Here is an 11,375-nt window from a genome sequence, read left to right as displayed (position 1 = left end):
CGACGGGAGGAGGGCCGCCATGCCGGAGAACACGTCACGCCCCAGCTCCCTGATCCACACGATCTACGGCGAGTTCGTCCGGCGGCTCGGCGGCTGGATCTCGATAGCCGACCTGATCGCGCTGATGGCCGAACTGGACGTCGACGCGCCCGCCGTCCGGTCGGCGATCTCGCGGCTGAAGAAGGCCGGCACCCTGCTGCAGGAGCGGCGCGAGGGCACCGGCTACCGGCTGAGCCCGGAGATGGGCCCGGTCTTCGACGAGGGCGACCGCCGGATCTTCCACAGCCTGGCGCCCGCCGAACTCGCCGATGGCTGGGTGGTCGCGGTCTTCTCCGTCCCCGAGTCGGAGCGGGCCAGCCGCCACCAGCTGCGCTCGCGGCTGAGCTGGCTCGGCTTCGGCAACGCCGCCCCCGGGGTCTGGCTGGCGCCCGCCCGGGTGCTGCCGGACGCCCGGCGGCTGCTGGAGCGGCTCGGGCTGAGTGCGTACGTCCACCTCTTCCTGTCCGAGTACGCCGGGTTCGCCGAACTGCGCTCGGCGGTCGGCTCCTGGTGGGACTTCCCGGCGATCGAGGCACAGTACGCCGAGTTCACCGAGGCCTGGGGGCAGGTGGCCGCCGGCCTGCGCCCGCACCCGCGGATCGAGCCGGTCGAGGCGTTCCGCGCTTACGTGCCGATGCTCACCCAGTGGCGCCGGCTGCCCTACCTCGACCCGGGACTGCCGACGCCGCTGCTGCCGCCGGAGTGGAACGCCGTCGCGGCCCGCGCGGTCTTCACCGAACTGCACGGGCTGCTCGCCGAACCCGGCTTCCGGCACGTCGAGCAGCTCACCGGACTGTCGCGCCCGGGGCTCAGCACGCAGCCCGAGCCGGGGCTCATCATGCAGCCCGAGCCGGCGCTCACCGCACAGCCCGAGCCGGAGACCTGTCCGCAGCCGTAGCCCCAACCCGCAGCCCGACCAGGCGCCATGACGCCGGAGGAGACGCCGCCGTGACCGACCACGCCCCCGCCGACCTGCTGATCCGCTCCGGCACCGTGCACACGCTCGTCCCCGGCGAGGCGCCGCGTCGTGCGCTGGCCGTCACCGGCGACCGGATCACCGCACTGTCCGCCGCAGCCGACGGCCTGGACCACCTGGCCGGCCCGGGGACGGAGGTACTGGACCTGCCGGGCACCACCGTGCTGCCCGCCTTCGACGACACCCACACCCATCTGATCCTCGCCGCGCACAGCGTCCACGACGTGCCGGTCCACCGGGCCCGCGACCTCGGCGAGCTCCTCGGCCTGATCCGCGAGCGGGCGTCGCACACGCCCCCCGGGCAGTGGATCCGCACCACGATCAACTGGCAGGAGGTCAACCTCGCCGAACAGCGCCTGCCCCGCACCGAGGAGCTGGACGCGGCCACCGACCGGCACCCGGTGCTGGTGCGGCGCGGCGCCTACAACATGGTGCTCAACACGCCCGCGCTGCGACTGGCCGGCATCACCGCCGCCACCGAACCCCCGCCCGGCGGCGTGATCGAGCGGGACGAGCAGGGCCGGCTGACCGGCCGGCTGGTCGACAAGGCGGTCGCACTGGCCGAACGGGTACTGCCGCGCCCCGCGCTCGCCGACCGGATCGAGGGCCTGCGGGCCGCGTCGGCCGACTACGCCGCGACGGGGATCGGCACGGTCCGCGACTGCCTGGTCCCGGTGGAGGACCTCGACGTGCTGCGCGCGGCCCGGCAGGCCGGTGCACTGAGCGTGCGGGTGCGCGCCCTGGTCTCCGGCTTCGGCGCCCGCACGCCCGGGCAGGTGGACGAACTGCTCGCCCGGATGGAGCCCTGGCGCGCCGAGGGCGACGCGTGGTTGAACGTCTGGGGCGTCAAGTTCGGCATCGACGGCGGCATCGAGGCGGGTGCGCTGGACGAGCCGTACGAAGGCCGCCCGTGCTACCACGGCACCCTCCTCTGGGAACCGCAGGAGCTGGCCGCGGCGGTCGACCGGGTGGTCGCGCGCGGCTGGCGGGTCGGCGTGCACGCGTGGGGGGACCGCGGACTCCGTACGCTGCTGGACGTCTTCGAGCAGGTGCTCAAGGACCGCCCCGGCCTGGCCCCGGGCACCCTGGTGGTCGAGCACGGCGGACTGGCCCGCCCCGACCAGCGATCGCGCGCGATCGCGCTCGGCATCCCGGTCACCGTCCAGCACCCGCTGCTGCACGATGCGGCGACCGCCCAGATCCGGGCCTGGGGCGCCGAGCGGGTTCGCGGAATCTTCCCGCTGCGCGAGTGGCTGGACGAGGGCGCGCTGCTCGCGGCCGGCTCCGACTTCCCCGTCGGGCCCTACGGTGCGATGGTCTCGGTGTGGGGCATGACGACCCGGCAGACCGTGGCCGGTGCGCAGGGCGCCGAGCACGCGATCACCCGGGCCGAGGCGATCGCGCTGCACACCGTCGACGCGGCCCGGCTGGTCGGCGAGAGCGCAACGCGTGGCAGCCTGCGGCCCGGCGCGCTGGCGGACCTGACCCTCTGGCCCGCCGACCCGCTGGACTGCCCCCCGGACGAGCTGCCGGGGCTGCGGCCGGTCCGCGTCGTGCTCGGGGGCCGGACGGTGCACCGGACCTGACGGTCGGACAGTGCACCGGATCTGACGGTCGGACGGCCACCGGGGCGCGGTCACGGGGCGGCGGGGTGGGGAGTTCCGCGGTGGCCGGCCCGCCGGGCAGGCATCCCGGTGGGTGTGAAGCGCCCGCGTGCGGGGTGGGGGCCGTTTGGCGGGCTGCCCCGGGAGTCTTGTATCGTTCCTCGCGAATCATCCAGAGGGGTGGAGGGACCGGCCCTACGAAGCCCCGGCAACTCCCCGGTCGACCCGGCGTCCAAAGTGCGCCGCACCGACCGGGATCAGTGCCAACTCCGGCCTGTCGCCACTGTGGCGCGGGAAAGATGAGGAGACACGGTGCTCTCTGTGCTGTCCTTCGCCCGGGCGCTTCCCACCCCGGCCCTTCCGCGTACCCGTCTCGTGCCCGGCGCAGGCTATCGGCCGACCTCTTCGGCCTGCCCTCGCTGACCACACCCCCCGGCTCCCCGCCCGGAGCCTCCGTGAGCAGCGCCCACCCGCTGCTCGCGGGATTTGAGACGGAGTACCCATTCATGGAAAACACGAGCGGCGTCGGCGTGCTCGACAAGGTCACCTCGATCCTCGGCACCCTGGAGGCCGGTCCCGCCACCCTGGCAGGACTCGTCGCCTCCACCGGCCTGGCGCGGCCCACGGCCCACCGGCTCGCCGTCGCACTCGAACAGCACCGCCTGGTCGCCCGGGACCTTCAGGGCCGGTTCGTCCTCGGCCCCCGGCTCACCGAGCTGTCGGCGGCCGCCGGTGAGGACCGCCTGCTGGGCGCCGCCGGCCCGGTCCTCACCCACCTGCGCGACGTCACCGGCGAGAGCGCGCAGCTCTACCGCCGGCAGGGCGAGATCCGGATCTGCGTGGCCGCCGCCGAGCGGCTCTCCGGCCTGCGGGACACCGTTCCCGTCGGAGTCACCCTCCCCATGAAGGTGGGCTCCGCCGCCCAGATCCTGCTCGCCTGGGAGGAGCCCGAGCGCCTCCACCGAGGCCTCCAGGGCGCCCGCTTCACGGCCACGGCCCTCAGCGGCGTACGGCGCCGCGGCTGGGCGCAGTCCATCGGCGAACGCGAGCTCGGGGTCGCCTCCGTCTCCGCGCCCGTCCGGGGCCCGTCCAACCGGGTCGTGGCCGCCGTCTCCGTCTCCGGCCCGATCGAACGGCTCACCCGCCACCCCGGCGCGCACCTCTCCCAGGCCGTCACGGAGGCGGCCAAGCTCCTCACCGAAGCCCTGTGCCACCCCTGACCGGCCGGTGTCCCCGACCGGCCGGTCCACTGGGGAACCGGGACCGCGACCCGGCGGCGTGGCTCACCCGGACGGCCCCGGCCGGCCGTGTCCTCGCGCACGCCGTGCGGGAGCAGAACCTAGATTCGGGTGAATTGCACCTTCCGTGCCGTCCGCGTCCTCCCCGTGCGCCCCGGAGCGCACGTGGGGGCATCTCCCCGAAGGACAGGTGGCCATGACACGTCGTCCGAACATCCTGCTGATCGTCACCGACGAGGAGCGGGCCACGATCCCCCGGCCGCAGGGCTTCGCGCTCCCCGCGCGGGAGCGGCTCGCCGAGCGGGGCACGACCTTCGAGCGGTACTACACCGCGTCGGCGATGTGCAGCTCCGCGCGGTCCGTCCTCTACACCGGACAGCACCTGCCGCTGACCGAGATCTACGACAACGACAACATGCCCTACATCCGCCCGCTCCGGCCCGAGTTGGGCACGCTCGGCACGATGCTCCGCGAGGCCGGGTACTACGCCACCTACCAGGGCAAGTGGCACCTGTCGAACGCCTACGTCACCCCGCAGAACCCCGGCCCCACCACGGACGCGCTGGAGCCCTACGGATTCAGCGAGTTCAACGACTGGGGCGACATCGACGGCGGCGCCTGGGCCGGGCTCAAGATCGACCCGGTCATCGCCGGCCAGGCGGTGAAGTGGCTGCGCAACCGGGCCCCGGTCGTGGCGGCGGACCAGCCGTGGTTCATGGCGGTCAACTTCGTCAATCCGCACGACATCATGAGCTTCGACTACGGCGGCTCGTCCCAGGTGCAGCTCCCGTTCGGCCTCGCCCACGCCGTCGTGACCAGGCCGGCCCCCGACATCCCGGTGTACCGGCGCCGCTGGGACTTCGACCTGCCCGCCAGCCTGCACGACGACCTGTCCGGCGCGGCCCCGGCGGTGGCCGAGTTCGCGCGGATGCTCGACACCGTCTTCGGCCCGGTCGCCGACGACCAGCACTGGTACGACGGCCTGAACTTCTACCTCAACGCGATCCGCGACGTCGACCGCAGCATCGAGCTGGTCCTCGACGCGCTGGAGGCCTCCGGGCAGGCCGACCGCACCGTCGTCGTCTTCACCTCCGACCACGGCGAGATGGCCGGCTCGCACGGGCTGCGCCAGAAGGGCGGCCTGGTCTACGACGAGAACCTCCACGTCCCCTTCATCCTCAGCCACCCCGACTTCCCGCGCGGGGTGCGCACCGAGGCCCTCGCCTCCGCCGTCGACATCGCCCCGACCCTGCTGGAGTTCGCCGGCGTCGACCCGTCCGGGCTGGCCACCCGCCACCCCGCGCTCAAGGGCCGCTCCCTGCGTCCGGTGCTCGACGGCGGCACCGTCCGCGACGGTGTGCTCACCGCCATCGAGTCGGTCACCGCCCTGGACGCCTCCTTCTGGTTCGAGTTCGCCGACCCCGAGGCTCCCGGGCGGATCCAGTCCGGCGACCTGCGGCCGGACTGGACCAAGCGCGGCTTCCTGCGCTGCTACACCGACGGCCGGTACACCTTCGGCCGCTACTTCTCCCCGCTCAGCCCCAACCGCCCGACCAGCCCCGAGGCCCTGTACGCGCTGAACGACGTCGTCCTCTACGACCGCGCCGAGGACCCCGCCGAGACGCGCAACCTCGCCGCCGACCCCGCGCACCGCGACCTCGTCGCCCGGTACAGCACGCTGCTGGAGAACCTCATCACCGCCGAGATCGGCACCGACACCCGCGCCTGGGTCACCGAGCGCCCCCGTCTGCTCGGCTGGCCCACCTGGCACGGCGACACCGACCAGCCCGCAGCGGCGGCCGGCACGGCCCGGCGCTGAACCCACGTCGAACCTGGGGCGGGTCGTGACGGCGGTCGGGACGGCGGGTCGGGTGCAGCCCGTGGCGCGGTCTACCCGGTGCCGGACGCGGGCCCGTCGGACGGCGGCGTCGCCGCGGCGCGGAGGGTCGGTGGAACCTCGTCCGGCCCGAACCGCCCTGCCCTGAGGCGGGTCGGTGACCAGCGGGCCGGACAGCAGCCGCCGGTGGGGCCCGCACCGGCGGCTGCTGTCACGGGCCCTGGTCGCGCCCAGCGGGGTCGCGGGCCGCCGCTCGGTCAGCGGCACGGCGCCGTGCGGGAGATCGGATCCGGGCTCACGGCAGGGTGACGGTCGAGCTTCCGTAGACGGGGCTGGTCACCGGGGTGCCGCCGTAGGCCGTCGTGATGGTCGCCTGCGCGCCGGTCTGGTACGTGCCGTGGTTCAGCGGGTACTCCGTGTCGGCGCTCGAACTCAGCGCGTTGTACACGGTGGTGGAGTTGTAGGTGACCTGGGAGCCGTTGTAGTAGAGCGCCACACCGAGCTGGATCTTGTAGACGGGGGCCGTGCAGCTGACGCTCGCCAGGCCCTCCTCCCCTCCGCCGTACGGGCCCCCGTAGTAGCGGAAGGGCGTCGACGGGGTCACGGTGCAGTTGATCGTCTGCGGCGCGGCCCCGGCGCGGGTGGCGGGGACGGTGAGGGTCAGGACGGTGGCGCCGCTGCCCGGCTTGGCCAGGGTGACGGCCGGGCGCGCGGTGGCCGCGTGCGCGGTGGTGCTCGGCACCACCAGGGCGGCCAGGGCAGCCGCACAGGCGCCGAGGGCGGCGCGTCGGATGAAGGGGTGGGTGTCGTTGCTCATGACTGCTTCCTTGGACCGGCCGCCTGGGGAGCCGGATGCTCCGGTGGCGGGCTGCGAAGAAGGGACATTTACGAGCCGAACACTCCGGGGCGGCGGCGCCGGGGATGATGCCGCGCCAGGGTGGTGCCAGTTTTCAGGTCCTCCGACTGGACGTCAATATGCCCTTGGACCCGCGGTACAGCCGTTGGCGCCAAGCACTTGATCGTGGCGGTCAACTGCGGGTCTCGGCGCTCGGGTGGGGCTGGGCCCGGAGCCGTTCGCGCAGGTCGGCCGCCAGCGTGTCGGCTGTGCCGTCGTCCGTCACCGTCGCCCCGCTCCCTCCGGCCGTGCCGCCTCCACCGCCCTGTCCTGCCAGTTTGCCAGGATGGCAAGGGTGCTCGCGTCGCGCGGCCGCCGCGCCGCATGATCGGTGGGTAACCGCGGCCGCCCGTGAACCGAGGAGAAGCGATGCACCAGCCCGCGCCGTCCGCCGACCTGCGCCACCGCACCATCGAGGCACCCGCCGGGCGCCTGCACCTGGTCGAGCAGGGCACCGGACCGCTGGTCCTGCTCGTCCACGGCTTCCCCGAGTCCTGGTACTCCTGGCGCCGCCAACTCCCGGCCCTCGCGGCGGCGGGGTACCGGGCCGTGGCGCTCGATGTGCGCGGCTACGGCCGCTCCTCCAAGCCGGCCGCGACGGACGCCTACCGGATGCTCGACCTGGTGGAGGACAACCTCGCCCTGGTGCGCGCCCTGGGCGAGGAGAGGGCGGTGGTCGTCGGGCACGACTGGGGCTCCAACATCGCGGCGGCCTCCGCCCTGCTCCACCCCGAGGTCTTCCGCGCCGTCGGACTGCTGAGCGTCCCCTACGCGCCGCCCGGCGGCCCCCGCCCCACCGACGTCTTCGCGCAGATGGGCGGCGACCAGGAGTTCTACGTCTCGTACTTCCAGGAGCCCGGCCGGGCCGAAGCAGAGATGGAGCCCGACCTCCGGGGCTGGCTCGCGGGCTTCTACGCGGCCATGTCCGCCGACACCATGCCCGCCCAGGGCGAGCCCGACCCGCACTTCGTGGCCCGCGCCGGCGGCCGGCTGCGCGACCGCTTCCCCGGCGGCAGGCTGCCCGCCTGGCTGACCGAGGACGACCTCGACGTGTACGCCGGGGAGTTCGAGCGCACCGGCATGACCGGGGCCCTCAACCGCTACCGCAACATGGACCGCGACTGGGAGGACCTCGCCCAGTACGGCGGAGCCCCGATCAAGCAGCCGTCCCTGTTCATCGGCGGCGCCCTGGACGCTTCCACGACCTGGATGGCCGACGCGATCGACGCCTACCCGGCCACCCTCCCCGCCCTGGCCTCCACCCACATCCTGGACGGCTGCGGGCACTGGATCCAGCAGGAGCGTCCCGAGGAGGTCAACCGCCTGCTGACCGCCTGGCTCGCCTCCCTCCAGGAGTGAACCGGCGGGTGTGCCTGGCCTCCGTCGCAGGAGGACCCCGGTCGGCACACCCGGGGCAGCGCCCGGACCTCACGCCCGCTCAGCGCCGCGCGTCCGCCGGCGCGAGCAGGCTGGTCACCTCGGCGATGGCCTCCGCCGACGGCTTGAAGTACCGTCGGACGTTCTCCGCCTTCTTGTGCCTCGACTCGGCCATCGGCATCAGCAGGGACGCACCCTGCTCCCCGAGGCGGGTCGGTGAAGAGTGCCGCCACTCGTGCAGGTCCCGGCCGAGCCGCCCCACGGCGGCTCCAGCGCCTCGCCGATCTCGTCGTCCGCCACCGGGACGAGCGGCCGGCCCTCGCCGATCCGTTCGGCGGTCTTCCCGACGGCGATGCCGTGGTTCCGGACAGTGCTCGGGTTGGCGAGCGAGTCGAGGAAGGCGTCGGCCGCCGTTCGGACCGTCAGCGCCTTCCCGGTCGGCAGTAGCACGACGGCGGACACGGTATCTCCCTTGCCACGGCCAACAGGGCCGCTTCACCCGGCGTCGCCGGCCGGCGGCGGGTTCCTAGTACTGCAATCACAGTTATGGGTGGGCTCGTTGTGATTGGGTTGGCTCGTGTCTGTGGATCTCGGGGTGGGTCAGGTCGAGGCCTGGCGTGAAGTGTTGGGTGGTCTGCACGCGCGGTTCGCTGGGCGTTTTTCCAGGTCGGAGCCGCGTTCGCGTGCTCTGTCGTATATGGCGGGGCTGATCGCGCCGTTGGAGCGGAAGAACGGGTGGACGCTCGCGGAGCGTGCGGGTGAGGGGCATCCGATCGGGATGCAGCGTCTGCTGGGTGAGGCGGACTGGGACGCGGACGGTGTCCGTGACGATGTGCGGGACTTCGTCGTGGAGGCCATCGGTACCAAGGACGGGATCCTGATCGGCGACGACACCGGCTTCCTGAAGAAGGGTTCGCGGTCGGCCGGGGTCCAGCGCCAGTACACGGGGACTGCGGGGCGGACGGAGAACTCCCAGATCGGCACGTTCCTGGCCTACGCCTCGGCGAAGGGCCGCGCGCTGATCGATCGGGAGCTGTACCTGCCGGCATCGTGGACGGACGACCGCGAGCGCTGCCGGGCGGCCGGCGTGCCCGATGAGGTGCCGTTCGCGACGAAGAACGAGCATTTTCGGTGGATGCTGCAGCGTGCGATCGACGCTGGGGTGCCGTTCGCGTGGGTGACCGCGGACGAGGCTTACGGGCAGGTCAAGCACCTACGGGTCTGGCTAGAACAACGCGGCATCGGGTATGTGCTGGCCACCAGGGTCAACGACACCGTGATCACGACGCGGTGGCGTGAGGTCCGGGTCGACGAGCTGGTCGCCTCGCTGCCGCGGCAGGCGTGGAAGCGCCTGTCCGGCGGCAAGGGCTCCCACGGCGAGCGGGTCTACGACTGGGCCCGGGTGGCGATCCGACCGGTGTGGGAGGACGGCGTCGGGCACTGGGTCCTGGCCCGCCGCTCGGTCAGCGACCCAACCGAGATCGCCCACTACGTGTGCTACGGACCCGTAGCCACCCGACTGAAAGACCTGGTCAAGGTCGCCGCGGCGAGGTGGGCGATCGAAGAGTCGTTCCAGGTCGCGAAGAATGAGTGCGGCCTGGACCACTACCAGGTCCGCCGCTACGACGCCTGGTACCGACACATCACCCTGTCCATGGCCGCCCTCGCCGCGCTGACCGCGATCCGCGCCCACGAGCTGGAAAAAGGGGCTGCCGATTAGGACAAAACGACCTGATCCCGCTGTCTGTCGCGGAGATTCGCCGCCTCATCGGCCTGCTCCTCCACCCCCACCACCTCACTCCGACGCATCATCTGCACTGGTCATGGTGGCGACGCCTCAGCCAGACCCGAGCCCGCCTCAGCCACTACAAACGCCGAGGTCACACCCCATAACTGTGATTGCAGTACTAGGGGCTGTGTGATGTCGTGATCAACATTGCGGTTTCGTGCCCGCCCGAGGGTGGAATCCGGTAGGACGCTGTGTGTGACGCGTAGGCAACTCACCGACGAGCAGTGGACGTTCATCGAGCCGTACTTGCCGATCGGCGAGTACGGCCCGTACCCCGAGAGGCTGCGGGATCAGTTCGAGGGCGTGATCTGGCGGTTCCGCTCCGACGCCCAGTGGCGGGAGATGCCCTCCAAGTTCGGTCCCTGGCCGACCGTCTACGGTCGCTTCCGGGTCTGGAGGGACGCCGGCGTCTTCGAAGCCCTGCTGGAGGGGCTGATCGCGGAGGCCGCGAAGCGGGGTGAGGTGGACTTGTCGCTGGTCAGCGTGGATTCCACCACCGTGCGGGCACACCACGACGCCGCCGGGATGAACCTGGCCCCCGACGCGCTGGCCGCCCTGGAGAAGGCCGCCGACGAGGCGGAGAAGGCCCGGCAAAAGGGGGCGGCCCGGAAGGACAAGACGGGCAGGACGTCTCTGACGACCAGGACCGGGAAGAGCGGCGACGAATCCGGCGCCGGCGCAAGCTCCGGCTGAAAGCCGCCCTGCTCGGACGCTCCAGAGGCGGACAGACCAGCAAGATCCATTGTGCCGGCGACCGGAAGTGCCGCCCGCTGGCGTTCATCCTGACCGAGGGACAAGCCGCCGACAGCCCGCAGTTCATCCCCGTGCTGAAGAAGGTCCGTCTCCGCGAGCAGGTCGCGCACCGCCCCGCTGCGCGCTTCCACCCGCTCCGCCAGCGCCCGGTCGGCCGCGACCCGGTCAACGCCCGAAGGGGCCGGCCCTCCCTTCGGGGAGGGCCTGCCCCTTCGGCGTTCGCGCCCCGCTCCGTCACTTCACCATGAAGGTGTTCAAGACGGTGTCGAAGCGCTGCTGGGTGGTCGTCCAGTCCTCCTGCGCCGGCGAGGACATGTAGATCGCGTACTCGGTGCCGTTCGACGCGATGAAGGCCTGGTCGATCGCGTGCCGGGGGCCGCGTTGGGGATCGGTGTAGGTGAACTCCCACACGGCGCCGTCGCGGCCCTGGTAGACGTTCCCCTGCAGGACGATCCGCACGTAGTCGGGGAACTGGCCGACGGTCTGCTCCAGCTGGACGAAGTGGTCCAGGGAGGACTGCGCGGCCCCCGGGGTCACGCCGAAGCGGAGCAGGTGGACCCCGCCGTCCGGCGAGTAGTCGATTTGGCCGCCGTGCTCCGAACGCGACCACCCCTGTGGGACGGCCACCCGGAACCCGGCCGGGTCGTCGACCCAGTGGAAGCCGGCGGGGGCGGCGGGCAGGGCCGGCGCAGGCGTCGCGGGCGCGGGGGTCGCCGGCGCAGGCGTCGCGGGCGCGGGGGTCGCCGGTGCCGGGGAGGCGGTCGCGGTGACCGTGGCCGTCACGGTCGGGGCGGGGGTGGGAGCCGAGGTCGGGGCGGGGGTGGGAGTCGGGGTGGCGGGGGGCGAGGCCGGTGCCGAAGGCGAGGC

General features: G+C 72.8%; 7 protein-coding genes, 3 pseudogenes and 1 riboswitch. Of the genes and pseudogenes, 7 read left to right on the top strand and 3 right to left on the bottom strand.

Annotation, left to right across the window (positions count from 1 at the left end; translation table 11 throughout):
* The first annotated feature begins 19 nt into the window (after window positions 1–19).
* The 4 genes from C2142_RS31325 (at window position 20) to C2142_RS31310 (ending at window position 5,676) form a co-directional block, all read left to right on the top strand.
* On the top strand, window positions 20–937 hold the full coding sequence (locus C2142_RS31325; RefSeq protein WP_148646191.1) for a PaaX family transcriptional regulator C-terminal domain-containing protein: 918 nt from the start codon (window positions 20–22) through the stop codon (window positions 935–937).
* A 50-nt stretch (window positions 938–987) separates the two neighbouring features.
* A complete protein-coding gene (locus tag C2142_RS31320; RefSeq protein ID WP_148646190.1) occupies window positions 988–2,601 on the top strand; it encodes an amidohydrolase in 1,614 nt (537 codons plus the stop codon).
* Between the two features lie 183 nt (window positions 2,602–2,784).
* Window positions 2,785–2,925: riboswitch (SAM riboswitch) on the top strand.
* Window positions 2,926–3,125: 200 nt separating this feature from the next.
* Complete coding sequence (locus C2142_RS31315) at window positions 3,126–3,839, top strand: IclR family transcriptional regulator (protein WP_148646189.1); 714 nt, start codon at window positions 3,126–3,128, stop codon at window positions 3,837–3,839.
* A 214-nt stretch (window positions 3,840–4,053) separates the two neighbouring features.
* The gene (locus C2142_RS31310) at window positions 4,054–5,676 is read left to right on the top strand and encodes a sulfatase-like hydrolase/transferase (RefSeq protein WP_148646188.1); all 1,623 of its coding nucleotides are present in this window, start codon (window positions 4,054–4,056) and stop codon (window positions 5,674–5,676) included.
* Window positions 5,677–5,989: 313 nt separating this feature from the next.
* On the opposite strand, the gene C2142_RS31305 is transcribed toward C2142_RS31310, so the two are convergent.
* On the bottom strand, window positions 5,990–6,511 hold the full coding sequence (locus C2142_RS31305; protein ID WP_148646187.1) for a hypothetical protein: 522 nt from the start codon (window positions 6,509–6,511) through the stop codon (window positions 5,990–5,992).
* Window positions 6,512–6,958: 447 nt separating this feature from the next.
* Between C2142_RS31305 and C2142_RS31300 the strand changes: the two genes are divergently transcribed.
* Window positions 6,959–7,948, top strand: a complete 990-nt coding sequence (locus C2142_RS31300) for an alpha/beta hydrolase (RefSeq protein ID WP_148646186.1) — start codon at window positions 6,959–6,961, stop codon at window positions 7,946–7,948.
* 79 nt (window positions 7,949–8,027) lie between these two features.
* On the opposite strand, the pseudogene C2142_RS31295 reads toward C2142_RS31300, so the two are convergent.
* A pseudogene (locus C2142_RS31295) lies at window positions 8,028–8,428 on the bottom strand (hypothetical protein).
* A gap of 133 nt (window positions 8,429–8,561) precedes the next feature.
* Between C2142_RS31295 and C2142_RS31290 the strand changes: the two are divergent.
* Together C2142_RS31290 and C2142_RS31285 are read left to right on the top strand one after the other, a co-directional pair.
* On the top strand, window positions 8,562–9,686 hold the full coding sequence (locus C2142_RS31290) for an IS701 family transposase (RefSeq protein WP_148646185.1): 1,125 nt from the start codon (window positions 8,562–8,564) through the stop codon (window positions 9,684–9,686).
* A 264-nt stretch (window positions 9,687–9,950) separates the two neighbouring features.
* A pseudogene (locus tag C2142_RS31285) lies at window positions 9,951–10,561 on the top strand (transposase); the annotation flags it as partial.
* 181 nt (window positions 10,562–10,742) lie between these two features.
* On the opposite strand, the pseudogene C2142_RS31280 reads toward C2142_RS31285, so the two are convergent.
* Window positions 10,743–11,375: pseudogene (locus C2142_RS31280) on the bottom strand (hypothetical protein); the annotation flags it as partial.

It is taken from the genome of Streptomyces sp. CB01881 (assembly GCF_002953255.1).
Taxonomy (GTDB): Bacteria; Actinomycetota; Actinomycetes; order Streptomycetales; family Streptomycetaceae; genus Kitasatospora.
Note: the sequence above shows the minus strand (reverse complement) of the source record. Positions and strands in the feature narration are given on the sequence as shown.